The following is a 24,685-nucleotide window of genomic DNA, read 5'->3' on the forward strand; positions in this document are numbered from 1 at the left end:
GGAGGGAGGAGGGTCCGGCCCGGGGCGACCCGGTGGCCGTCGTCACCGGCATTCGGTCGGTGACGACGGTGATGCGGGGGCGGGCCGGCGGGCGCGCGCGTACGGGGCCGTGCCGGAGTCCCGGCACGGCCACGGCGGATCGGCCCCTGCGGTGTGCACAGTGGCGGCCCGGAGACCGGGCACCGTCGGCTGCGCCGTCGGGGTCCGGACCGCACCCCGGGGCGGTGACGGCAGCGCCACCGGTGTGTCGGTCAGAGGGTGTACATGGCGGCGTACGGCGGGGTGATCCGCTCCTGTCGGGTGCCGAAGTCGACGAGGACCGCGGGGTAGGCCCCGTCCTCCACCGCGATGACGCGGCCGAGACCGTACTTGTCGTGGCTGATGCGGTCGCCGACCGCGAAGTGTTTGGGCGGTGCTTCGGGCCGGGGCTTGAAGGGACTGGTGGGCAGAGGGCGTCGGACTGCCGGTGATTTCGTCATCCTGGTCAGTATGCTCCGAAAATCGAGGGAACGGGCCGTCCCGGCGGGGGTGAATCCGTTGCCGGTCATCCTCGGGGCGGCCCGCGCCCCGGGCGTGGCGAAAGTCGCGACCGGGCCGGGGCGGGGCATGGCGCCCTCAATCTCCCCGCGGCAGCCGGTTGTTGCCGTCCCCCTGGGGGTGACGGGTTGCGCCCGGGAGGGTGAGGCGAAAATATTCGCGTGGTTATCCGCCGTCGCGGCCCGATGTCTGCTACGGTTGTTTTAGTTGCAGTTGTGGTTCCCATGAACTTTGTGTGCGCCTGCTCTTCGCAGGCGCATTTTTTGTTTTCCGGCTCTTTCCCGGAGGGTTCTCATCGCGGCGACTCGAAAGTCTGCATGGTGCAGGCTTCGGACAGTCTCTCGAAGGAGATTTCTCATGGCTACTGGCACCGTGAAGTGGTTCAACGCGGAAAAGGGCTTCGGCTTCATCGCGCAGGAGGGTGGCGGCGCGGACGTGTTCGCCCACTACTCGAACATCGTTGCCCAGGGCTTCCGCGAGCTCGTTGAGGGCCAGAAGGTCGAGTTCGACGTCACGCAGGGCCAGAAGGGCCCGCAGGCCGAGAACATTCGCCCGCTGTAGTCCTCTGCCCTGGCTTTCGCCCGGCAGGAAAAGGGGCCCGTACCGTGCGTCACGCACGGTGCGGGCCCCTTGCCGTACCGGGGTGGAAGCCCCTCGCCGCCGGGCGGTCAGTTGCCGCCGTGGACCAGGTTGAGCGAGAAGCCGTTGCCGGTGGGGAGGGACGGCGTCCGGACCGTCGTCACCCCGGTCGCGGCGTCGTAGTACCAGCCCGAGCCGGCCGCGTCGAGCGCGGCCGACGAGTCCAGCCGGGGGAGCAGGCCCGCGTCGGTGGCCACCAGGCGCGGGGCGGGGCGGCCGTGCACGGTGAGGCGGTACGACCGCTGGGCCGGCTTGCCGGCGTAGTCGCCCTCGCTGGCGCCGATGCGGACGTTGGTCACGGCGCGGTTGGTGTGCACGTCCACCCGCTGGGTGGCCGAGGAGCCGGCATTGAACTGCCGGGTGACGCCGTCGTCCTCGTACAGGGTGTAGGAGGAGTCGCCCGTGGCCTGCGGGTAGAGGTCGTAGTCGAGCTCGGAGCGGTCCCGGTTCTCCCAGGAGAGCGTGCCCTTGGGCCACATCGGGACGATCGCGCCGCCGCGGACGAACAGCGGCAGGGTGTCGAGCGGGGCGGAGTAGCCGTTGATCGTGGTCGGGCCCTGGTAGGTGCGACCGGTCCAGTAGTCGGTCCAGGTGCCCTCGGGCAGGTAGATGCCGTCGCGCACGGTGGTGTCCGAGTAGACCGGAGCGACCAGGAAGTCGGGCCCGGCCAGGAACTCGTACTTCGCGTTCGGGCCGAGGGCGTTCGGGTCGTGCGGGTACTCCAGGGCCAGCGGGCGGACCGCGCCGACGCCGGTGCGGGTGGCCTCCGCGGAGAGGGTGTACATGTACGGCAGCAGCCGTTCCTTGAGCTGCAGGTACTTGCGGTTGATCGAGGTGTACGGCTCGCCGTCCAGCCAGGGCTGCTGGTCCCGCTGCTGCTTGCCCGTCATGTCCCGGGCCCAGCCGTCCATGGTCATGATCGTCGGGAGGAAGGCCTTCCACTGCAGGTCGCGGGCGTACATCTTGGGGTCCCGGCGGTAGATCGAGCCGACGTCGCCGGTGTTGTAGGCGATGCCTGACATGGTGGCGCCGGCATAGGTCGGGATCTGCCAGCGGATGTAGTCCCAGGACAGGCTCTGGTCACCGCTCCACAGCACGCCGCAGCGCTGCGCTCCGGCCCAGGAGACCGGCAGCCAGACGAAGCCGCGGGCGTCGCTGTTGTCCTCGATGCCGGCCTTGGCCTGGTCGCAGGCGTTCAGCGCGAAGTCGTAGCCGTTGCCGACCCAGGCCACGTCGAGCTTGCGCACCCGCACGCCGGCCTTGACCTCCTCGGCCTGGTTGGGCAGGCCGTTCTGGGTCCACAGGCCGAGCTGGGCGTGGTCCTTGCGCAGGCCCGTGCCGGTCTGCGGCAGGTTCTCGTAGCCGCAGCCGTAGCCGTCGTTGACCAGCATCCAGCCCAGCGGCATCTGGTTGTCCACGTAGCCGTCGGCGACCTTCAGCGCGTCCAGGGTGTGGCGCTCGCCGCGGTTGGCGTTGTGCAGGTAGCAGTCGGAGTCGCCGGGCTCCAGCCCGTAGACGGGCGGCATGAAGGGCTTGCCGACCAGGTCGGTGTACCGGCCGATCACCGCCTTGACGTCACCGGTGAAGTAGTAGGCGTCCAGGCGGCGCTCCTGCTGCCCGGTGCGGACGGGCGAGCCGAAGTCGTAGATCCCGGGCGTGAAGGTGTTGCGGAAGACGCCGTAGCCGGCGGAGGAGACGTAGAACGGCTGGGAGTTGTTCCAGCCGCCCTCGTTCCAGTCGGTGCTGTTGGCGACGTGGACGGTCCGGTCGCGGTGCGAGAAGGAGCCGTTCTGCTCGCCGCCGCCGAAGAACTGCTCGTCCGCGCCGCGCACCAGGCTCTGCCGCAGTCCGCCGGTGCTCCAGCGCAGCGGGGCGCTCTCCTGCCAGAGGGCGGTGCGGTCGTCCGCCTTGTACAGGCCGAACCGCAGCGGGTGCTTGTAGACCCGCAGGACCAGGCCCTTGGAGCGGATGCCGTAGTACGCGCCGGCGTCGAAGGTGCTGGTGTCGCGCTGCGGCTCGGGCTGCGTGCGGACGATCGTGCTGCCCGCCGGATCGGTGAGGACGCCGTCCGGGGCGGCGCGCAGGCGCAGCTGGTCGTCGGCGAGGAAGTCGACCCGGGCCTTCAGGGTGCCCGCGGAGATGTCGTAGCTGCCCTGGGAGCCGCCGAAGGCGGTCAGGTCGCCGGCGTCGGCGGTCTGCGGCAGGTAGGCGGTGCCGGTGTAGGAGCCGCCGTGGACGTCGTAGGGGACCACCAGGACGCGGTAGGTGCCCGAGGCCTTCGGGATCACCGTGGCCTCCGGGTCGGCGGTGCCCGCGCTGCTGGCCACCTGCTTGCCGGTGGCGTCGTAGATGTAGAGGTCGAAGTCGTCGGCGGGGTTCTGCCAGCGGACGGACACCGGGACGCCGCCCTCCGGATTGTCGTCCCAGTAGCCGGCCGGCACGTTCACGGTGAGGTCGAAGTGGTCGCAGACCGTGCCGCCCGGGTCCTGCGCGGCCGGGGGGCAGCTGCCGGGGTCGCCGAGGGTGCCCTTGGCGTACTGCGGGCTCTGCCAGGTGACGCTCTGGTGGCCCTGGTCGAGGACGGCGGAGCCGGGGGTCGCGGCCCGGGCGGGGAGGACGGGCCCGGCCAGGGCGGGGAGGACGGCCAGGGCCGCGGTGAGGGCGGCCCGGCGGAGGTGGGGCCGGAGTAGGCGCACGGTGGTGTCTCCGTTCGATGTTGGAGAGGTGGGCGGTCGGGACCTTCCGGGCGCGCCCGGGCGGGCGATCGGGTGCGGTGGTGACGGGGCACGGCGCCGGTCGGACGCGGTGCCGGTCAGGGACGGTGCTGGTCCCCGAGGACGACGGAGCGGGTGAGGTGGCGCGGCCGGTCCGGGTCGCAGCCCCGCGACTCGGCCACGGCGACGGCCAGCCGCTGGGCCCGGACGAGGTCGGCCAGCGGGTCCAGGTCGCCGTCCGTGCCACCGGATCCGGCGACCAGGAGGGCACCGGCCCGGCTGATGTCCTCGGCGAGCCCGGCGGGCGGCGCGCCGAACACCCAGGCCACCCGGCCCGGTTCGGCGATGCTGATCGGCCCGTGCCGGTACTCCATCGCCGGGTACGCCTCGGTCCAGGCGCCCGCCGCCTCGCGCAGTTTCAGCCCGGCCTCCAGTGCCAGCCCGTACGTCCAGCCGCGCCCGAGGAAGGTGAACTGCCCGGCCTCGCGCAGTTCGGCGGGCAGCGGCACCGCGACGGCCCGTTCGGCGTCCCGGACCGCGCGGGACAGCGGGTGGACTCCCGCCGGAAGCGCGCCCTCGGCTTCCAGGTGGGCGCGCAGCAGGGCGAGCACGCTGGTGGCGAAGCGGGTCTGCACCACGGAGCGCTCGTCGGCGAAGTCCAGGACGGCGACGGCGTCGGCGAGCGCCGCGACCGGGGTGGCGGGATCGGCGGTGACGGTGCTGGTGGGCACCCCGGCCGTACGGGCCCGGCCGAGCAGGTCGAGCACCTCGGTGGTGGTGCCGGAGCGGCAGATGGCCAGGATCCGGTCGTAGTCGCGCCCGGGCGGGAACTCCGAGGCGGCGAAGGCGTCCGTGGCGCCGTGGCCGCCGCCCTCGCGCAGGGCCGCGTAGGCCTGGGCCATGAACCAGGAGGTGCCGCAGCCGACGACGGCGATCCGCTCGCCGCGGCGGGGCAGGGCGGGGGAGTGCCGCGGCAGGGAGTCGGCGGCGCGGCGCCAGCAGTCGGGCTGCGAGGCGATCTCGGCGGCGGTGCGGGAGGGCGTGCCGGCGGTGCCGCCGGAGGCGGGGGTACCGACGGGGTCGGGCGTGGCGGGGGCCATGCGGCGGGCTCCTTCGAAGAGGCGGCGGAGGTTCAACCCGTTGGTGCGGTCGGCTACTTGACCGATCCGGCGGTCAGTCCCGAGACCACGTGCCGCTCGATCAGGGCGAACAGCACCACGACCGGCACGATCGCGACGACCGACCCGGCGAACAGGTAGTTCCACTCGACGGTGTAGTTGCCGATGAAGCTGTTGATCCCGACGGTGAGCGGCTGGCTCCCCGGCTCGGTGGACAGGGTCAGGCCCATCACGAACTCGTTCCAGGCCGAGATGAAGGTGAAGATCACCGCGGTGACCACGCCCGGCATGGCCAGCGGCAGGACCACCCGGCGCAGGGCACCGAGCCGGCCGAGGCCGTCGAGCAGCGCGGCCTCCTCCAGTTCCACCGGGATGGCCGAGATGTAGGCGGTGAGGATCCAGATCGCGAAGGCCAGGTTGAAGGCGGCGTTGCAGAGGATCAGCGTCCAGACGGAGTTGAGCATGCCGAGCCGGTAGAACTCGCGGTAGAGGCCCACCAGCAGCGAGGTCGGCTGGAACATCTGGGTGACCAGGACGAGCAGCAGGAAGAGCCGACGGCCCCGGTACCGGACCCGGGCGGTGCAGTACGCGGCGGGCAGGGCGACCAGCAGCGCCAGCACGGTGGACCCGCCGGCGACCAGCAGGGTGACCCTCAGGTTGCCGCCGAGGGTGGAGTCGCGCCAGACGCCGACGAAGTTGGACCAGGCGAAGTGGTGCGGCAGGTAGCCCGCGTCGCGCAGCTCGTCGGCCGGGCGCAGCGCGGTGACGACCATCTCCAGGTACGGGAGCAGGAAGACCGCCGCCAGCAGCCAGGCGACGCCGGCGAGCACCACGGTGCGCGGCCGGATCGGGCGGCGGCCCCGCCGGGCCCTCAACTCTCCTCCCCGTTCCAGCGGCTGACCTTGAGGAAGGCCAGGACCATCAGCACCACCAGCGCGAAGTTGACCACCGAGACGGCCGCGGACTCGCCGATGTCGGTGCTCTTCACCTGGTACATGAACACCGTGGTGGTGGCCGTGTTGCTGCTCGGGCCGCCCCGGGTCATGGCCCAGATGACGGGGAAGGAGTTGAAGACGTTGATCAGGTTGATGACGACGCCGACCAGGAAGGCCGGGCGCAGCAGCGGCAGGGTGATCCGCCGGTACGTCTGCCAGGGCGAGGCGCCGTCCGTCCGGGCCGCCTCGTACACGTCGGCGGGGACGGTCTGCAGGCCGGCGAGCAGGGTGTAGGTGGTGAACGGCAGCGAGACGAAGACCGCGACGAACACCATCCAGGGCCAGGCCGTCGCGGGGGTGCCGAGCCAGTCCCGGGGGCCGTCGATCAGGCCGAGGTCGGTCATGGCGGTGTTGAGCACGCCGGCGGTGCGGTCGAGCATCCACCGGAAGCCGATGGCGGTCATCAGCACCGACGCGGCCCAGGGGACGATCAGGGCCCAGCGGGCGTACCGGCGGCCGGGGAAGCGCTGGTTGAAGAGCTGGGCCAGGCCGAGCGAGAGCAGCATCGTCAGGCCGACCACGACGACCGTCCAGACCACGGTGGCGAGCAGCACGTGGCCGAGGTCGGCCTCGCCGAAGAGCTTGCGGTACTTGTCCAGGCCGGCCGGGCCCCGGACGAAGCCGCTGGTGCTGATGCGCAGGAAGGAGGTGCGGACCATCTCGTAGACGGGCCACAGGACGACGGCGAGGATCAGCAGGACGGCCGGGGCGATCCAGGGCAGTGGCCCGAGCCGGCCCGGGCGGGAGGCCGACGGCGCGGGGCGGCGCGGTGGGCCCGCGGACGGCGGCCTCGCGGACGGTGCGGGGGCGCCGGCGGCGGCGCCGGGGCCGCTGGGGGAGCCGGTGGTGGGGGAGCCGGGGGGCGTGGGGGACCCGGCGGTGGGGGAACTGGAGGTCACTGGGGTGCCTTCCGCGGGGTCACTTGTCGGCGACGGCGTCCTGGGCCTTCTTCTGCAGGTCGCCGAGCACCTTGGCCGGGTCGCCGGAGACGGCGCTGCCGACGCTCTTCTTGAGCTCGGCCGAGACGATGTCCCAACTGGTGTCGCCCAGCGGGTAGAAGGCGGCGTGCGGCAGCGGGGCGAAGAACGGTTCGAGGTCCGGGTGCTTGCCGCCGGTGGTCATCGCGCGCAGCGTGTCCTGGGTGACCGGCATCAGGTTGTAGGTCTCGTCGAACCGGAGCATGTTGTCCGCGGCGTACGCGAAGTCGAGGAACTTCCTGATCTGCTCGCGGTGGCCGTTCTTCTTGAAGGCCATCATCCAGTCCGCGACGCCGAGGGTGGTGGTGAGCGGGCCCGCCTTGCCGGGGACGGGGGCCACGCCGTAGTCGACCTTGCCCGCCTGGGCCATCCGGATCAGTGACGGGTGGCCGTTGAGCATGGCGGCCTTGCCCGCGGCGAAGTCGGCGAAGGCGGTCTTGCGGTCGGTGGTGGCCGGGTTGGGGTAGGTGAGGCCGGGGCCCACGAGGTTGGACCTGAGCCAGGAGAAGGTGTCGATGTCGGCCTGGCTGTCGAGGGTGTACCTGCCGTCCTTGTCGGTGGGGCCGCCGCCGTTGCCGAGTTCCCAGAGCATGCTCTCGCCCTGGGCCTCCTCCGGGCCGAGCGGCAGTGCGTACGGGGTGACGCCGGGCGCCGCGGCCTTGATCTGCTCGGCGTCCTTGCGCAACTCCTCCCAGGTGGTGGGGGGTTGGGTGATGCCGGCCTGCTGGAGGATCGCCTTGTTGTAGAACAGGAGCCGGGTGGAGGAGACGAACGGTATGCCGTACTGCACGCCCTTGACCTCGCCGGCCTTGGCGAAGCTGTCGATCAGGTTGCTCCGGGTGGCGGGCGACAGGACGTCCTGCGCCTTGTAGAGGAGGTCGTCGGCGACCTTGTCGGCGTAGCCGCCGGTCTGCAGGACGTCCGGTACGTTGCCGCTCTGGATCATCGTCTTGACCTGCTGGTCGATGTCGTTCCAGTTCACCACCTGGACATCGACCCTGATGTCGGGGTTGGCGGCGGTGAAGGCGGAGGCGACGCCGTTCCAGTAGGCCTTCGAGCTGTTGGACTCCTTGTCGCCGTAGTCGGCGGCGACCAGTTTGAGCGTCACCTTGCCGTCGGCGTCGGTGCCGCCACCACCGCCGCTGCCGCTGCCGCTGCCGCAGGAGGTGAGGGCGAGGGCGCCGAGGGCGCACACCGTGAGGATGGCCGGCACTCGTTTTTCCACCGCAGGTACCGCCTTCGTATGCGCTTGATGGATGATCGGAGATGCTTGATAGACCCTGATTCTGCGCAGATGCGAAAGAGCTTCCTGTGTCCTTGCGTTCATGTCAACCGTTGTGGTGACAGAAACGCCCGGCCGGGAGATCCGGCCGGGCGTTGCATGGGTGGGTGCGGGACCAGGGCCCGTGAGGCCGGCGGCCCGGCGTCAGGCGCGCAGGACCCGTACCCCGTCGGCGGCGATCGCCTCTTCCTGCTCCGCCGTGGCCTCGGCGTCGGTGACCAGGTCGTGGACCTCGGAGAGCGGGCAGATCCGGGCGAAGGTGACCCGGCCGATCTTGCTGCTGTCGGCCAGCACGACCGATCGCGCGCTGCTGCGCAGGAACGCGCGGTCGGTCTGGGCCTCCATCTCGTCGTGCGTGGTGCAGCCCTGCTGGGGGGTCAGGCCGTCCACGCCGATGAACGCGATGTCGAGGTGGTACTGGGCGAGCATCCGGTCGGCGGCCGGCCCCACCAGCTCGTAGCTGGTGGTCCGGGCGATGCCGCCGACCACGACCAGGCGGATGTCCGGCCGGACGATCAGGTCGGCCGCGATGTTGACGGCGTTGGTCACGATGGTGATCCCGCCGCGTTCGGCCAGGACGCGGGCCAGCTCGCTGGTCGTGGTGCCGCCGGTCAGGCCGACCACCGCGCCGTCGGGCACCAACCGGTCGGCCGCCAGGGCGATCCGGCGCTTCTCCGCCTGCCGCGTGCCGTGCTTGTGGCGCAGCGGCAGTTCGAGGTTGACGGCGCCGGTGACCGCCCCGCCGCGGGTGCGGTGCAGCAGGCCCTGGTCGTGGAGTTCCTGCAGGTCCCGGCGGACGGTGGCCGCCGACACCCGCAGGAGCGCGGCCAGCTCGTGCACGTCGGCGCTGCCCGTCTCGGTGAGGTGCGTGAGGATCCGGGAGGTGCGGTCGGCTTTGAGCATGGCGGAAGTCTAGTGCCGTCCGTGCGAGGGAAGATCTTTGCGCGGAACTGCGTGGAACTGCTCGGCAACGGGAGCGGTGCGGTCGCCGCCGATGGCCGGGGCGGCGTCCTGGGGTGTGCCGGGTCCCGCACCGTCGCGCGGGTGGATCCGGTGGCTCCCCTGCCGGTCGAGCCGCAGGGTCAGACGTGGTCCGGCCGGGGTGGGGTCGAACGTCGCGGCGGAGCGCCGGCCGGTCGGGTCGGTGACGGCGGGCTCCGCCGTGCCGACCGGGAGCAGGAGGTCGAGGGTCTGCGGACGGTCGCCGTGCACGGTCGCCTCGGTGAGGCGGCCGGCGTCCCATCGGAGGTCGACGGTGAGACCGCCGCGGGCGCGCAGCCCCCGGACATGGCCGGTGGGCCATGCCTCGGGCAGGGCGGGGAGCAGCCGGAGGACGCCGTTGTGGCTCTGCAGCAGCATCTCGGCGACGGCGGCGGTGGCGCCGAAGTTGCCGTCGATCTGGAAGATGTCCGGGGGGTGCAGGCCGAACAGGTTGGGGGCGGAGTGGTCGGTCAGCAGGCCGACCACGCTGCGGTGGGCGAGGTCGGCGTCGCCGAGCCGGGCGGCGAGGGCGGCCACCCAGGCCAGGCTCCAGCCGGTCGATCCGCCACCGTGGTCGAGGCGGCGGATCAGGGCGAGCCGCGCCGACTCGGCGGCCTCCGGGTCGGTGAGCGGGTCGACGGCGCTGCCGGGGTAGAGGCCGTAGAGGTGGGACAGGTGGCGGTGGCCGGGGTCCTCCTCGGGGAGGTCCTCCCACCATTCGAGCAGGCGGCCGTCCGCTCCGGTCCGCGGGGGCCGGAGCCGGCCTCGGGCCGCGTCCAACTCCTCGGCCAGGTCGGCGTCCACGCCGAGGATCCGGGCGGCGCGGGTGGTGTTGGCGAACAGTTCGGCGGTCAGCCAGTGGTCCATGGTGGCCGCGGCGGAGACGGAGGCGAGGGTGCCGTCGGGCAGCCGGAAGTGGTGCTCGGGGGAGGTGGACGGGCAGGTGACCAGGTGGCCGTCGCGGTCCTCGGTGAGGAAGTCCAGCAGGAAGCGGGCGGCGCCGCGCATCAGCGGGTAGGCGCGTTCGGCCAGGAAGCCGCGGTCTCCGGTGAAGAGGTGGTGTTCCCACAGGTGCGCGCAGAGCCAGGCGCCGGCCATCGGCCAGTTCGCCCAGGAGGGCGAGCCGGAGACGGGGCAGGCGGAGCGCCACAGGTCCACGTTGTGGTGGACGGTCCAGCCGCGGGTGCCGTAGTAGGCGGCCGCGGTCCGGGCGCCGGTCCGGGCCAGGTCGGCGACCAGGTCGAAGAGCGGTTCGTGGCAGGTCGCGAGGCCGGTGGTCTCGGCGTGCCAGTAGTTCATCTGGAGGTTGATGTTGGTGGTCCAGTTGGAGTTCCACGGCGGGGCGGTCTCGGTGTTCCAGATCCCCTGGAGGGTGGCCGGCTGGGCCCCCGGACGCGAGGAGGCGATCAACAGGTAGCGACCGTAGGCGAATTGGAGGGCGGTCAGGGCCGGGTCCCCGCCGCCGGACCGGACGGCGGCGAGCCGTTCGTCGGTGGGCCGGTCGGTGGTGCCGCCGTCGGCGCGGTCGGTGGCGCGGTCGTCGCCGAGGCGCAGCGTCGTGGCGCGGAACAGCCGCCGGTGGTCGGCGAGGTGCTCGGCGAGCAGCTGCCCGTACGGCCGGGCGGCGGCCGCGTCCAGACGCCGTCCGACCTGCTCGACCGGTCCGTCGTCGGGGCCGGCCGGGGCCTCGGTCCAGCCGCGGTAGCCGGTCTCGGCGGCAACCAGCAGGAGCACCTCGTCGGCGCCGCGCACCGTCACCGCACCCGGTGTTCGCTCGACCCGGCCGCCGTCGGCCAGGACCCGGAGCCCGGCCGCGAAGCCCATGCCCTCGCCGGGGCGGTGGCGTACCGGGTCCGGCTCGCCGAAGGCCACGTGCGCGGGGGCCCGGCCGGAGAGGACGAGGCGGTCGGGGCCGGGGCCGCCGGTGCGCGCGTCCGGATGCGGGGTGTCGAACCGGGCGTCGAGGTCGATCCGCCCGGGGACGGACGAGGTGATCCTGGTGACCAGGACGTCGGCGGGGGCCGAGACCCAGGACTCGCGCAGGATCTGCGCGCCACCGCTGCGGTAGGAGACCCGGTGGACGGCCTCGTCCAGGTCCAGTGAGCGCAGGTAGCCGTCCGACGGTCCGTCGCCGAGTTCCAGCCGGAGCGTGGCGAGCGGCTGGTAGGCCTCGGTGAACGGGCCCTGCATCCGGGTCGCGACGGCCTCGGCACGGGCATGGTCGCGGTCGGCCAGGACGGCGGCGCGCAGCTCCGCGAGGTGCTCGACGGCGTCGGCCCGGTCGTGCGGCCCGGGTCCGCCGGACCACAGCGTGTCGGCGTTGAGGTGGACGGTCTCGCCCGTACCCGACCGGTCCGATCCGCCGAGGAACAGTGCGCCGAGCCGCCCGTTGCCCAGTGGCAGGGCCTCCAGGAAGGAGGCGGCGGGTCGGCGGTACCAGAGGCGGTCGTGGCCGGACGTCGGTTCGGGCGACAAGGTCGGTGCCCCAGTTCGTGAGTGGTGGTTCCGGTCGGGCCGGTTCAGCGGCCGCCGGCCGGGCCGGTGCTGTCCCGGACGACGAGTTCGGGGCGCAGCAGCTGGATCGAGTTGGCCGGGCTGCCGGAGCGGGTGAGGGCGCGCAGCAGCAGTTCGACCGCCTCCCGGGCCATCTCCCGCTTGGGGATGGCCACGCTGGTGAGCGCCGGTCGGGCCACGCCGACCTCCGGGTTGTCGTCGTGCCCGACGATCGACAGGTCGTGGGGCACGGAGCGGCCCGCTTCCCGGGCGGCCTCCAGCGCCCCCAGGGCGAGGACGTCGTGGGTGGCGAAGAGCGCGGTGATCGTCGGGTCGGCGGTGAGCGCCGCCGTCGCCGCGGCGAGGCCGCCCGCGGGGGTGGGTTCGGGCGCGGTGTGGACGGCGTCGTCGGGGACGGTCAGGCCGTCGGCGGCGAAGGCGCGCCGGAAGCCCGCGACCCGCGGGGCGTGGTCGGGGCTGGCGAGCACCGCGACGCGTTCGTGCCCGAGTTCGCGCAGGTGGCGCCCGGCCAGGTGGCCGGCCCGCTCGTAGTCGATGGTGACCACCGGGAAGCGGTCGGGGGCGTCGGTCTCCCAGGCGCACAGGGCGACCGGGAAGGAGGCCTCGGCCAGCAACGGCAGGTGGTCGATCAGGTCCCGGTCGCCGGCGATCAGCAGCGCGTCCACCGAGCGGCTGGTCAGGCTCGCCAGGTGCCGCTTGGCGCGCTCGCCGTCGAGCCGGGTGGTGCAGAGCAGCAGGTGGTAGCCGTTGGCGTCGAGGACGTCCTCGACCTCCTCGACGATGTCGGAGTAGAAGGAGCCCGTCACCGTGGGGACCAGCAGGCCCACCGTTCTGGTGGCGCCGGTGGCCAGGGAGCGCGCGACCAGGTTGGGGGTGTACCCCAGTTCCCCGATCGCGGCGCGCACCCGGGCCGCCGTCGCCGGGCTCACGGCCCCTCGCCCCCGGATGACGTTGGAGACGGTCTGCTTCGTGACCCCGGCCCGCTCGGCCACGTCCTGCATCGTCACCATGACTGGATCCTTCGAATTTACCGGTCAACTTGCTTTCGGTGAAACGTAGGGCACCGGTGAAGGGGCGTCAAGGTTGATCAAACCCCAGCTCCGGTTCGTAACTTGCGAGTTTCATGCGGAATCGGTGTCGAAGCGCCGCGGTCCGGAGCAGGTTTTTGCAAGGACTCTTGATTTACCGGTCAACCCGACCGTATCGTCCCAGCCATCCAGCCGCTCCCCGTCTTCGGGCCCCGGCTGACGACACGTCTGCGCGGCATCTCGCGCCTCCGAGAGGAACCACCCATGGGGAGAACGACCATGCCCGCTGCCCGCATCATCGGGGCGGCCACCGCCGTCGCCCTCGCGCTCGGAGCGAGCGCCTGCGGCAGCGGCTCGGAGGGCGGCGCGAAGGCCGCCGGCAGCTTCACCTACTGGTCGATGTGGCGTGCCGACGAGCCGCAGGCCAAGGTGCTGAAGGCCGCGATCGACGACTTCACCGCCGCCACCGGCGCCAAGGTGGACGTCACCTGGGCGGGCCGGGACATCGCCAAGAAGATCGGCCCGGCGATCGCCGCCAACCGGGCCCCGGACCTGTGGGACGAGTCCGACGACAAGGTCTACGGCACCACCGCCGCGGCCGGCCAGGCACTGGACCTCTCGCCGGTGCTGCAGCTGCAGGTGCCCGAGGAGAACGTCCCGGTCTCCCAGGTGATCCCGGCCAAGTACTTCGACATGCTGCCGAAGGACCCGTCCGGCTCCAACCACTACGTGATCCCGTACGAGGTCGTCACCAACGCCATGTTCTACAACGCGGCCGACCCGGCGATCACCGCCGCGATGCCGAGTCCGCCCACCGACTGGGCCGGACTGCTCAAGGTCTGCGACGCGCTGAAGGCGGCCGGGAAGGCGTGCATCGCCTCCGAGGGCGAGGACCCCTGGAGCAACGCGCTGTACTTCGACTACCTGCTCAGCGGGGCGGGGGTGAACGTCGCCCAGCTCGCCGCCGACAAGTCCGGCGCGACCTGGGACGATCCGGCGGTCCTCGCCGCGGCGCAGCAGGTGGAGCAGCTGGTGAAGGGCGGCCACCTGATCGAGGGCTACGACGCCACCAAGTACCCCGCGCAGGAGACCAACTGGGCGGGCGGCAAGGCCGCCTTCTACATGGACGGCAACTACGTCACCGCCGAGGTGGCCAAGCAGGTCCCGGCCGGCTGGAGGACGGCGTCGATGCTGCCGCCCACCGCGAAGACCCCGGACGCGAGCCTGTTCGGCTTCGCGATCCCCAAGCGGGCCAAGAACGCTGCCGCCGCACAGAAGTTCATCGCCTTCTTCCTGCAGAAGAAGCACCTGTCCGGGATCTCCACCACCGCGCTCAACCTCACCCCGCGCAGCGACATCCCGGCCCCCGCCGAACTGGCCGACGTCCAGAAGGCCCTGGAGGCCCCCACCGTGCGCCTCGGCTTCGACGGGGTGGCCGGCAGCTGGCTGCCCAAGGTCCTGAACGAGAACTACCTGGACTTCTGGCACGGCAAAATCACGGCCGACCGGTTCGTCGCCAAGTGCAAGGCCGACCAGGTCACCTACTGGCAGACCCAGGGCTGACGGTGGCGACGACGATCGACAACCCGCCCCGGACGGACGCCGCCCCGGGCCGGTCCGAGCGCGCCGCCCGGCCCGGCCTCGGCCCGCTGGAGCGCCAGCGCCGCCGGGTGTTCTGGCCCTTCACCGCGCCCGCGCTGATCGTGTACGCGGTGCTGTTCGTCGCCCCGGTCGGCTACGCCCTGTGGACCAGCCTGCACACGTGGGACGGCATGGGCGAGATGGAGTGGCGAGGCTCGCAGAACTACCTCCTGCTGTTCCAGGACCCGCGGTTCCGCACCTCACTGTTCAACACCCTCGAACTGATGGTCGTCGGAGGCACGATCACCTTCGTGCTCAGCTTCGCGCTGACCCTGGTGCTGCGCGAGATGCGGGCCAGGCTCTTCGCCCGGTCGGTGCTGTTCTTCCCCTCGCTGGTCAACGGCATGGTCTTCGGCATCGCCGCCGGCTTCCTGTTCTCGCCCACCGGCCCGGTCAACCAGGCGCTGAAGCTCTTCGGGGTGACCACACCGCCCAAGTGGCTGTCGACGGACAACCTGCTCCCGATGGTCCTGGGCACCCTGGTCTGGACGGCGACCGGCTACTACACCTCCATCATCATGGCGGCGGTCGACCAGATCCCCGACTACCTCTACGAGGCGGCCGAACTCGACGGCGCCGGCCCCTTCCAGCGCTTCCGGCACATCACCCTGCCGTGCGCCTGGGACGTCATCGCGGTCTGCGCGGTGCTGTGGACCGTCAGCTCGGTGAAGATCTTCGAGCTGATCCTGCTCTACGGCGGCAGCACCAACGCCTATCCACCGGTGAGCAGTTGGAACACCGCCGTGTACGTGTACGCCGAGGCCTTCCCCCAGGGCACCGTCCCCCGGCTGGGCACGGCCACCGCCGCCGCGATCGTCAGCCTGGTCATGGTCACCCTGATCACCGTCGTGCTGCGCCGCCTGCTGCGCCGCGAGCCGATCGAGTACTGACCCGGTCGCGTCCCCGGCCCCCCACACCCAACCGGAAAGGTCCCTCCCGTGCGACGCAGTAACCGACCCACCGGACTCGCGAGCAGGATCGGCACGACCGCCGTCTGGATCGTCGTCGCCGCCGACCTGCTGCTGGTCCTGTGGATCCTGCTGACCTCGCTGCGCAGCGGTCCCGACATCCTGCGGCACGGCTTCGGCCTGCCGACCAGCCCGGACACCGGCAACTACACCACCGCGCTCGACGAGGGCGGCTTCGCGCGGGCGGCCCTCAACAGCGTGCTCACCGCCGGCCTCTCCTCCGTGGTCGCCGTCGCCCTCGCCGCTCCCTGCGCCTACGCCCTCGCCCGGCGCCGCTCGCGGACCTCCTCGGCGCTGACGATGAGCTTCGCCATGGGCCTCGGCGTGCCCGGCCAGGTCCTGGTGGTGCCGCTGTTCGTCGGCCTGTCCCGGGTGGACCTGACCGACAGCGACCTCGGCCTCGGGCTGGTCTACGTCGGCCTGGCGATGCCGTTCACCGTCTTCCTGCTGACCGGCTTCTTCCGCGGCATCCCCGGCGTGCTGGAGGAGGCCGCCGTCCTGGACGGCGCCGGCCCGCTGCGCACCTTCCTCCAGGTGGTGCTCCCGGTCGCCCGGGGCGGGCTGGTCACCGCCTTCCTCCTGCAGTTCATCACCGCCTGGAACGAGACCCTGTTCGCCCTCGTCCTGACGAACAGCCAGGGGACGACCACCCTCCCGGTGGCGCTCTCCTCGTTCGTCGCGGCGCAGCAGTTCAACGGCCTGGACTTCGGCACGATGTTCGCCGGAGTCTGCATCATCCTCGCCCCGATGATCGCGCTCTTCTCCTGGATGGGTTCGCGGATCATCCAGGGCATGACAGTTGGGATCGGCAAGTGACCTCGACCCTGCACACCGACCTGCTCCGCATCCACGGGGCCCCCGATCCGGTCGGCGGCACCCTGCCGATCCTGCACGGCCTGCCCCGGCAGACCGGCGCCGGCGCCGGGGTCGACGACGAGATGCGCCGCAACCTGGCCTACGGGGTGCCCGACACCCTGCTGCCGTACACCCGGCAGGGCGGGTACGACCGCGTCCGTACCGAGCGCGAACTCCCGTGCGTGGTCCTGGAGAACGAGACCCTCACCGCGACCTTCCTGCCCTCCCTCGGCGGGCGGCTGTGGTCCCTGGTCCACCGCCCCACCGGGCGGGAGCTGCTGCACCGCAACCGGATCCTGCAGCCCGCCAACCTCGCCCTGCGCGACGCCTGGCTGGCCGGCGGGGTGGAGTGGAACCTCGGGGCCACCGGGCACTGGCCGCTGACCTGCGAGCCGCTGCACGCCGTCCGGACGAGCGCGCCCGACGGCACCCCGGTGCTCCGGATGTACGCCTTCGAACGGCTGCGGCGCCTGGTGCTGCGGATGGACACCTGGCTGCCCGCCGGCTCCCCGGTGCTGTACGTCCGCATCGCCGTGCACAACCCCGCGCCGACCGAGACGCCGGTCTACTGGTGGTCCAACATCGCCGTGCCCGAGGACCGGGACGTGCGCGTCCTCGGCCCGGCCGACCACGCCTTCCACTGCGACTACGTCAGCGACCTGCGTCGGGTGCCCTTCCCGGAGGTCGACGGCGCCGACCGCAGCTACCCCGGTCGGGCGACGCGCGCCGCCGACTACTTCCTCGACCTCCCCGGCGGCGAACGCCCCTGGATCGCCGCCCTGGACGGCACCGGCGCCGGGCTCGTCCAGACCTCCACCGCCCGGCTGCGCGGCCGCAAGATGTTCTGCTGGGGCACCGGCACCGGCGGCAGGCACTGGCAGGAGTGGCTCTCCGGCCCGGACTCCGCCTACCTGGAGATCCAGGCGGGCCTGGCCCGCACCCAGCTGGAGCACCTGCCGATGCCCGTCGGCGCCACCTGGTCCTGGACCGAGGCGTACGGGCTGCTGCAGGCCGATCCCGAGGCCGTGCACGGCAGTTGGGAGGACGCCCGGGCCGCCGCCGGCGAGGCGCTGGACCGGCTGCTCCCGCCGCTGGAGCTGGAGCGGGCCGACGCGCAGGCCGAGGAGTTCGGCGCACCCGGCGAGGTGCTGTCCGAGGGCGGCGGCTGGGCCGCGCTGGAGATCGAGGCCGGCGCCCTGCCCGCCTCGCCCGCCCTGCCCTTCGGCGAGCCGGCGGCCGCCCAGGAACCCTGGCGGCAGCTCCTCAAGACCGGCACGCTCCCGGTCTGCGACCCGCCGGCCGAGCCGGTCACCGGGGCGCACTGGCGGCTGCTGTTGGAGGCGAACGCCACGGACTGGCACGCGCTGTACCAGCTCGGTCTGCTGCGCCTGGCCGACGGGGAGCGGGAGTTCGCCCGCGAGGCCTTCGAACGCTCCGTCGCCGTCCGGCCCTCGCCCTGGGCGCTGCGCGCGCTCGCCCTCCTCGCCGCACAAGCGCGGGAAGCCGCCGACCTCATGCTCTCGGCGCACCGACTCCGCCCGGAACTGCGGGAGTTGACGATCGAGGTGCTGGAGTCGCTGCGGCGCGCCGAGCGCCCCGCCGAGGCGCTCGCGCTGATCGAGGCGCTCTCCCCGGCCGACCGGGCGCACGGGCGGATCCGGCTGGCCGAGGCGGAGGCGGCGCACGCCCGCGGCGACGACGACCGGGTCCGGCGGCTGCTGGCCGAGGGCATCCAGGTCGACACCATGCGCGAGGGCGAGCTCTCCCTGGACACCCTCTGGCTCGCCGTCCACCCCGGCACAGCGGTGCCCCCGCAGTACGACTTCCGCATGGCGGACGGCTGACCGCCCGCCTCCCCAGACCACTCTCCCGTTCCGCACCCCCCACCACAGGGGCGCAACGCTGCGCCCCGCCACGGAAGAGGAGTACCAGTGTCACCCCTACCCACCCGATGGGCCCGAGCCCTCACCGCCGCCACCCTGGCGGCGCTCGGCGCCGGCACCCTGGCCGCCGCCCCGGCGCCCGCCGACGCACCGGCCGCCGGCAAGCCGGCCCCCGCCACGTACACGGTCTCGGTCGGCAGGACCGGCTCGTACGCCTACCCCGACGACACCCAGGCCAGTCCCTACATCGACAAGGACGGCACCTTCTACTTCCAGCAGTCGCACTCGCTGTACGGCGCGAACGACTCCCGGCAGTGGAGCTTCTTCACCGGCCGGGACTTCGACAGCGCCACCAGGTCCGCCGCGATCAGCGACGCCGTCAACCCCGCCGACCCGTCCGATCGCAACGACGACACCACCGCACGCTGCAACAACAGCCCCACCGGACGGCAGTCCAGCTACGCGCCGCAGGGTTCGCACTACGCCCAGCGGAACTACTGCGACCTGGCCGGGGTCTGGGTCGACCCGGACAGCGGGGACTGGTACGGGCTGGTGCACAACGAGTTCACCCCCCAGCCCTTCGGCGACGGCCTGCACTACGACGCGATCGACTACGCCGTCTCCACCGATCAGGGCCGGACCTGGACCATCAGGGACCACGTGATCACCTCGCCCTACAGCACCACGCGAGGCGACACCGCGGCCTTCCCGCAGCAGACCTTCGCCTACGGCGACGGCGACCAGCGACTGTTCGCGGACACCGCCTCCGGATACTTCTACGTCTTCTACGGCTCCCGGATCGTCGACAAGGGCGGCAGCTGGGGCGCGTTCCAGCAGCACGTCGCGCGGGCCCCGATGTCCGCCAAGATGGCGCCGGGAAGCTGGCAGAAGTGGTACGACGGCGCGTGGTCGCAGGCCGGGGCCGGCGGCCTGGAGAGCGACATGGTGCCCGCCGACGGCGCCAACCCCACCGGGTACCTGCCGCCGGCCAAGGAGTACAACCCCGCCAACCCCGGGACCGTCAAGCAGCAGGTCGCGGCCGGCACGCTCGCCCCGAGCACGCCGCTGTTCGTCATGAACATCAGCTACGACGCCTATCTGGGCCTCTACATCGGCACTCCGCAGGCGGTCGACCAGAGCGGCAACGCCCCGCAGCAGATCTACGCCACCAAGGACCTGGCCACTCAGAAGTGGACCCTGCTCGGCGACACCGGCGGTTACCACACCGCCTCCTGGTACCGCTGGCTCCTGGACAGCGCCAACCTGACCGGCAGCACGATCGTCGGGAAGACCTTCCGGCAGTACTGCTCCTTCGGCTGCGCCGGCTCGGAGGGCCAGTACGTCGAGCTGACCGTCGGCTCCTCCGCGCCGGCCGCCGCGCCGGTCGACCTGACCAGGACCTACCGGATCCAGAGCGGCAACGGCCGGGTGCTCGCCCAGACCGCCGGCGGCTCCGCCGTCACCTCCACGGCCAAGGTGGCCGGCTCCGCCGGCGAGTCCTGGCGGTTCCTGGCCGAGGGCGACGGCTCCTACCGGATCGTCAACGCTGCCACCGGTCAGCTGCTGGGCGTCGACGCCACCTCGACGGCGGGCCGGGCCTGGGGCGCCGCGCTGACCGCCACCGGCGCCGTCGGCGGGAACGCCACCGTCGGGCAGCAGTGGTTCATCCTCCCCAGCAAGGCCGGGAAGGGCCGGTTCCAGCTGGTGAACCGTTACAGCGGCCTGGTGATCGGCATGTCCGGCACCTCCGGCCGGCTCGCCGAGACCGTGCCCGCCCGCTCCTGGAGCGACACCACCGGCGGCACGGTCGGCGGCGGCCGCACGGCGGCCGAGCAGACCCTCGCCCTCGCCCCGACCGGCACGGCCCCCGAGGCGGTCGTCCTCACCGCCCCCGGTGACCAGTCCGGCACCGTGGGCAAGGCCGCTTCCCTCCAGCTCGGCGCCACGGACAGCGCCGGCAAGTCGCTCACCTTCACGGCGACCGGGCTGCCCGCCGGGCTCTCCGTCAGCCCCTCGGGTCTGATCACCGGCACCCCGACCGGGCCCGGAGTCTCGAAGGTCACCGTCACCGCCTCCTCCGGCACCGCGAGCGCATCGGCCGTTTTCACCTGGACCGTCGAGCCGGACCTCGGCGGCAACCACACCCTGACCACGGGCGGCAAGGCCCTCGACGACGCCGACCACAGCACCGCCGCCGGCAACCCGCTCATCACCTGGACCGCCTCCGGCGGGAGCAACCAGGTCTGGCAGTTCCGCCCCCAGCCCGACGGCTCGTACGAGCTGGTCAACGGCCTCTCGTCGATGTGCGCCGACGTCAGCGGCGGCTCCACCGCCGCCGGCGCCCAGGTGATCCAGTGGCCGTGCAGCGGCGGCGCCAACCAGCACTGGAACGTCCGGCCGACGGCCGACGGCTCGTACACCGTCACCTCGGCCCGCAGCGGCCTGCTGCTCACCACTGCCTCCGGCGCCGATGGCGCCGCGGTGACGCAGGAGCCGGACACCGGATCGCCGCTGCAGCGGTGGTCGATCTCCTGACCCAGGCCCGCAGGACCGTCCCCTGGGGGCGGTCCTGATGCCGGGCTCCCGGGGCTTTCCCCGGGAGCCCGGCATTTCCGTGCGATGCCCCGATCCCGACCCCGGTACGGCTCGATCGACGGCCGTGCCGGGGTCCTCCTATGGGCCGGTCAGTGGGCCGCGGCCTCGCGCAGCCGCTCGGCGGCGGCCTCCGGGCTCACGTCGGTGACGAAGGCGTCGAGTCCGGATTCCACGCCCGCCAGGTACTTGAGCTTGCCGGGAGCGCGCCGGACGGTGAACAGCTCCAGGTGCAGGGCGAGTTCGTCGCCGCCGCCCTTCGGCGCCTGGTGCCAGGCGGAGATGTACGGGGTCCGGTTCGGCGCGGCGCCGGCGGGAGCGGGGAACAGCCGGTCGAAGCGGCGCAGCAGGTCGAGGTAGAGGCCGGGGAACTCGGCGCGCTCGGCCTCGTTCAGCGCGGTGAGGTCGCGCACCCGGCGGTTGGGGTAGAGGTGGACCTCGTACGGCCAGCGGGCGGCGAAGGGCACGAAGGCCGTCCAGTGCTCGCCCCGGAGCACCAGCCGCTCGGGGGTGGCCCGTTCGGCGGCGACGAGGTCCTCGAAGAGGTTCCGCCCGGTGCTCGCCCGGTACGCCTCGGCACGGCCGATCATCCGGGCGGTGCGGGAGGGGACGAAGGGGAAGGCGTAGATCTGCCCGTGCGGGTGGGCCAGGGTGACGCCGATCTCCTCGCCGCGGTTCTCGAAGCAGTACACCTGCCGGACCTCGGGCTTGGCCGACAGTTCGGCCGTGCGGTCGGTCCAGGCGTCCAGCACCAGGCGGGCCCTGGCCTCGTCCAGGTCGGCGAAGGAGGCGTCGTGGTCGGGGGCGAAGCAGACCACCTCGCAGCGGCCGGTGCCCGGCCGGAGGGTGCGCAGGGGGTCGTCCTCGTGGGCGGTGACATGGGCGGCGGAGTCCAGGGCCAGCGAGGGGAAGCGGTTCTCGAAGACCACGACCTGGTAGTCGGCCGCGGGGACCTCGCTCAGCTGTCCGTTCCGGGAGGGGCAGAGCGGGCACTCGCCGGCCGGGGGGTGGTAGGTCCGCTGCTGGCGGTGGGCGGCGACGGTCACCCACTCGCCGAGCACCGGGTCGAGCCGGGTCTCGGAGAGGCTCGCGGAGGGTTCCAACGGGCGTTCGTCCACGGCGTTCCGGACTGTGCCGAACTCCTGGTCGTAGTAGACGAGTTCGCGGCCGTCGGCCAACTTGGTCGCGGTCTTGTGCACCGCTGTGCTCCTTCTGCGGGGAAGTTTCGGCCAGCCTGTGCCGATCTCAAACAGAATCAAACATATCCGATCGTTTGTCAACAGGTGTAGACCTGCTGGCAGGTCATCAGGCGCCGCTTCCGGCTCGCTTCCCGATGAGAAATCCGCAGGTGTTGACTGTGGCGGCCGATGATGTTTGATTATGTCGAAATCAACTCCCGTCCGCCGATGGAGGCACCGACGGGAGCCGACACGACGCACGCGCACGACGTACGGGAGCCGAGCAGATGATCGACCGGGCCGCCACCGACTTCGAGACCGTCCACGGCGCCAGGCCGAGCGGCGTGTGGGCCGCGCCCGGCCGGGTGAACCTGATCGGTGAGCACACCGACTACAACGACGGCTTCGTCCTGCCCATCGCCCTCCCGCACACCACCAGGGTCACCGCCCGCCGCCGCGCGGACGGCCGGGTGCGGCTCCACAGCACCCAGGGCGACGGCACCATCACCGACCTCGCGCTCGACGGCCTGACCCCCGGGGTCGTCACCAGCTGGGCCGCCTACCCGGCCGGCGTGTTCTGGGCCCTCGCCGAGGCCGGACACGCGATCGGCGGCGCCGACCTGTCCTTCGACAGCGACGTGCCGGCCGGCGCCGGGCTCTCCTCCTCCGCCGCCTTGGAATGCGCCACGGCCGCCGCCCTGAACGACCTGTACGGGCTCGGCCTGTCCGCGCCGGAGCTCGCCCTGATCGCCCAGCGGGCCGAGAACGCCTTCGTCGGCGTGCCCTGCGGGGTGATGGACCAGATGGCCTCCGCCTGCTGCACCGACGGTGCCGCGCTGCTCCTCGACACCCGCACGCTGGAGCGGCGCCACGTCCCGCTCGACCTGGAGGCGGCCGGCTTCCGGCTGCTGGTGATCGACACCCGGGTCAAGCACGACCTCGGCGACGGCGCCTACGCCGCCCTGCGGGCCGGCTGCGAGCGTGCCGCCGACCTGCTCGGCCTGGCCGCGCTGCGCGACCTGCCGGCCGCCGGCCTCACCGCGGCCCTGGAGCGCCTCCCCGGGGAACTCGCCCCGCTGGTGCGGCACGTGGTCACCGAGAACCGGCGGGTGGCCGAGGCGATCGAGCACCTGGACGGCGGGCGGATCGCCGCGTTGGGGCCGGTCCTGACGGCCGGACACGCCTCGCTGCGCGACGACTTCCGGGTCTCCTGCCCCGAGACGGACCTCGCGGTCGAGGCCGCCGTGGCCGCCGGGGCGCTGGGCGCCCGGATGACCGGCGGCGGCTTCGGCGGCTCCGTCATCGCCCTGGTGGCCGCGGCGGACGTGGCGGCGGTCGCGGACGCGGTGCGGTCGGCCTTCGGCTCCGCGGGCTTCGCCGCACCCGTCGCCTTCACCGCCGTCCCCTCGGCGGGGGCGCGTCGGCTGGCCTGACCGGGCGGGGGGCCCGGAGAAGCCCGGTCAGCCGGCGGCCGGTACCACGACGAGTTCGCCGACCGCGTCGGCGAGCGCGCTGCGGGCCGCCGCGGGGAGGGCGTCGTCGGTGATGAAGCAGTCGACCTCCGTCAGGGTCGCGAAGCTGCTCAGGCCGACGACGCCCCACTTGGTGTGGTCGGCGACCACGACGGTGCGCCGGGCCGAGGCGATCAGGGCCCGATTGGTCTGCGCCTCGGCGAGGTTGGGGGTGGTGAGCCCGGCCTGCTCACTGACGCCGTGCACGCCGAGGATGAGCAGGTCCACGTGGAGCGTGCGGATCGTCTGGTCCGCGAGGGAGCCCACCAGGGCCGCGGAGCGCGTCGGCGCCCCACCGGTCAACAGCAGCGACGGAACGGTCTCCGCTCCGTCGCTTTCCGCTGCCCACAGCAGGTCCGCGATCCGCAGGGAGTTGGTGACGACCGTCAGCCCCGGGACGTCCAGCAGCCGGGAGGCGACCGCGTAGGTGGTGGTGCCGGCGGACAGCGCCACCACGCTGCCCGGTTCCACCCGCTGCGCGGCGGCGTCGGCCAGCGCGGCCTTGGTGCTCTCCTCCAGCCCGGACTTCACGTCGAAGCCGGGTTCGTCCGTGCTGGCGGTCCCGACCGCGATGGCCCCGCCGTGGACCTTCTGCACGTCTCCCTGGCGTACCAGTGCGTCCAGGTCGCGGCGGATCGTCATGTCCGACACGCCGAACTGCTCGACCAGCTCGGCGACGCGCACCGCGCCGGCCTTGCGGATGGCCTCCAGGATCAGCGCCTGGCGCTGCGGGGCGAGCAAACTCTGATCAGCCACGAAGGCCCTTTCGATCGGACGGGTGCCTGGCCGCTCCCGCTTCCTCCGGCAGGCCGACCCTGCCGCGGTCCGGACGTACCGGAGCCGCCGCCGAGGGCCGGGCGGGGCGCCGGAGCGTTCGCGTCGGTGACCGGGGAGCCGTCGGTCGCGACATGATCCAGTATTCCAGGACCCCGGCGGGCCCCGTCCCGACCGGTCGGCCGGTACGGCGGGGGCCCGGCCGCACCGCCCCGGGAGGACGCGCAACCGCCGGTGCCGCCTGCAGGGGCGGCACCGGCGGTTCCGGTCGCGGTCCGGCCGACCCTCGGCGGCCGACCGCTCGTTCCGCCTCCGGCCGAGTCCGGACCCGCTGCCACTGTGCGGCGGGTCCGGTCAGGGGACGGCCGGGGCGGACGTCATGGGGGGTGGGGTGGGCGCCGGGACGCCCGGTCCGGGAGCCCGCGGGGCGCACCCCGAAGGGGGAGCCCGGCCCGGCGCCGCACGCGTCGGTCCGGGTTCCGGGGGCGGATTCCCGTG

General features: G+C 72.7%; 18 protein-coding genes. 7 read left to right on the forward strand and 11 right to left on the reverse strand.

Going from position 1 to position 24,685, the window contains the following annotated elements; genetic code table 11:
* Positions 1–251: 251 nt before the first annotated feature.
* The gene (locus ACFVUY_RS26770; RefSeq protein ID WP_359907425.1) at positions 252–479 is read right to left on the reverse strand and encodes a hypothetical protein; all 228 of its coding nucleotides are present in this window, start codon (positions 477–479) and stop codon (positions 252–254) included.
* 415 nt (positions 480–894) lie between these two features.
* Between ACFVUY_RS26770 and ACFVUY_RS26775 the strand changes: the two genes are divergently transcribed.
* On the forward strand, positions 895–1,098 hold the full coding sequence (locus ACFVUY_RS26775; RefSeq protein ID WP_359907422.1) for a cold-shock protein: 204 nt from the start codon (positions 895–897) through the stop codon (positions 1,096–1,098).
* Positions 1,099–1,205: 107 nt separating this feature from the next.
* On the opposite strand, the gene ACFVUY_RS26780 is transcribed toward ACFVUY_RS26775, so the two are convergent.
* The 8 genes from ACFVUY_RS26780 to ACFVUY_RS26815 all read right to left on the reverse strand — a co-directional run bounded on the left by ACFVUY_RS26780 (position 1,206) and on the right by ACFVUY_RS26815 (position 12,767).
* Entirely contained in the window at positions 1,206–3,872 is a 2,667-nt protein-coding gene (locus tag ACFVUY_RS26780; RefSeq protein WP_387733977.1) for a TIM-barrel domain-containing protein, read from the reverse strand.
* Positions 3,873–3,988: 116 nt separating this feature from the next.
* Positions 3,989–4,990 (reverse strand): SIS domain-containing protein, encoded by a 1,002-nt coding sequence (locus ACFVUY_RS26785; RefSeq protein ID WP_387733979.1) that lies wholly within the window; start codon positions 4,988–4,990, stop codon positions 3,989–3,991.
* Between the two features lie 53 nt (positions 4,991–5,043).
* Positions 5,044–5,883, reverse strand: coding sequence for a carbohydrate ABC transporter permease (locus tag ACFVUY_RS26790; RefSeq protein WP_380352781.1), 840 nt, complete (start codon positions 5,881–5,883; stop codon positions 5,044–5,046).
* Positions 5,880–6,902: a carbohydrate ABC transporter permease gene (locus ACFVUY_RS26795; RefSeq protein ID WP_387733982.1), complete on the reverse strand. Its 1,023-nt coding sequence runs from the start codon at positions 6,900–6,902 to the stop codon at positions 5,880–5,882. Before ACFVUY_RS26795 ends, ACFVUY_RS26790 begins: the two co-directional genes overlap by 4 nt.
* Before the next feature lie 19 nt (positions 6,903–6,921).
* The gene (locus ACFVUY_RS26800) at positions 6,922–8,193 is read right to left on the reverse strand and encodes an extracellular solute-binding protein (protein WP_387733985.1); all 1,272 of its coding nucleotides are present in this window, start codon (positions 8,191–8,193) and stop codon (positions 6,922–6,924) included.
* A gap of 213 nt (positions 8,194–8,406) precedes the next feature.
* Complete coding sequence (locus ACFVUY_RS26805; RefSeq protein ID WP_387694611.1) at positions 8,407–9,165, reverse strand: DeoR/GlpR family DNA-binding transcription regulator; 759 nt, start codon at positions 9,163–9,165, stop codon at positions 8,407–8,409.
* Between the two features lie 9 nt (positions 9,166–9,174).
* Positions 9,175–11,718 (reverse strand): glycoside hydrolase N-terminal domain-containing protein, encoded by a 2,544-nt coding sequence (locus tag ACFVUY_RS26810; protein ID WP_387733988.1) that lies wholly within the window; start codon positions 11,716–11,718, stop codon positions 9,175–9,177.
* Positions 11,719–11,762: 44 nt separating this feature from the next.
* Positions 11,763–12,767 carry a LacI family DNA-binding transcriptional regulator gene (locus ACFVUY_RS26815; protein WP_387694609.1) on the reverse strand — a complete coding sequence of 335 codons (1,005 nt, stop codon included), beginning with the start codon at positions 12,765–12,767 and terminating at the stop codon, positions 11,763–11,765.
* A gap of 297 nt (positions 12,768–13,064) precedes the next feature.
* Here ACFVUY_RS26815 and ACFVUY_RS26820 point away from each other — a divergent pair, with 297 nt between their 5' ends.
* The 5 genes from ACFVUY_RS26820 (at position 13,065) to ACFVUY_RS26840 (ending at position 20,667) form a co-directional block, all read left to right on the forward strand.
* The gene (locus ACFVUY_RS26820) at positions 13,065–14,348 is read left to right on the forward strand and encodes an ABC transporter substrate-binding protein (protein ID WP_387733991.1); all 1,284 of its coding nucleotides are present in this window, start codon (positions 13,065–13,067) and stop codon (positions 14,346–14,348) included.
* Positions 14,349–14,350: 2 nt separating this feature from the next.
* Positions 14,351–15,316, forward strand: a complete 966-nt coding sequence (locus tag ACFVUY_RS26825) for a carbohydrate ABC transporter permease (RefSeq protein ID WP_387733993.1) — start codon at positions 14,351–14,353, stop codon at positions 15,314–15,316.
* A gap of 48 nt (positions 15,317–15,364) precedes the next feature.
* On the forward strand, positions 15,365–16,210 hold the full coding sequence (locus ACFVUY_RS26830) for a carbohydrate ABC transporter permease (protein WP_387694606.1): 846 nt from the start codon (positions 15,365–15,367) through the stop codon (positions 16,208–16,210).
* Complete coding sequence (locus ACFVUY_RS26835; protein ID WP_387733995.1) at positions 16,207–18,093, forward strand: DUF5107 domain-containing protein; 1,887 nt, start codon at positions 16,207–16,209, stop codon at positions 18,091–18,093. The genes ACFVUY_RS26830 and ACFVUY_RS26835 overlap by 4 nt, the downstream gene beginning before the upstream one ends.
* Positions 18,094–18,180: 87 nt before the next feature.
* Positions 18,181–20,667, forward strand: coding sequence for an RICIN domain-containing protein (locus tag ACFVUY_RS26840; RefSeq protein ID WP_387733998.1), 2,487 nt, complete (start codon positions 18,181–18,183; stop codon positions 20,665–20,667).
* A 149-nt stretch (positions 20,668–20,816) separates the two neighbouring features.
* Here ACFVUY_RS26840 and galT read toward each other — a convergent pair whose 3' ends face one another.
* Positions 20,817–21,923 (reverse strand): galactose-1-phosphate uridylyltransferase, encoded by a 1,107-nt coding sequence (gene galT, locus ACFVUY_RS26845; RefSeq protein WP_387734001.1) that lies wholly within the window; start codon positions 21,921–21,923, stop codon positions 20,817–20,819.
* Between the two features lie 266 nt (positions 21,924–22,189).
* Between galT and galK the strand changes: the two genes are divergently transcribed.
* On the forward strand, positions 22,190–23,335 hold the full coding sequence (galK, locus tag ACFVUY_RS26850) for a galactokinase (RefSeq protein WP_387734004.1): 1,146 nt from the start codon (positions 22,190–22,192) through the stop codon (positions 23,333–23,335).
* 27 nt (positions 23,336–23,362) lie between these two features.
* On the opposite strand, the gene ACFVUY_RS26855 is transcribed toward galK, so the two are convergent.
* Positions 23,363–24,169, reverse strand: coding sequence for a DeoR/GlpR family DNA-binding transcription regulator (locus tag ACFVUY_RS26855; protein WP_387734006.1), 807 nt, complete (start codon positions 24,167–24,169; stop codon positions 23,363–23,365).
* Positions 24,170–24,685 lie beyond the last annotated feature (516 nt).

The organism is Kitasatospora sp. NPDC058063 (assembly GCF_042885395.1).
GTDB lineage: Bacteria > Actinomycetota > Actinomycetes > Streptomycetales > Streptomycetaceae > Kitasatospora > Kitasatospora lactacystinica.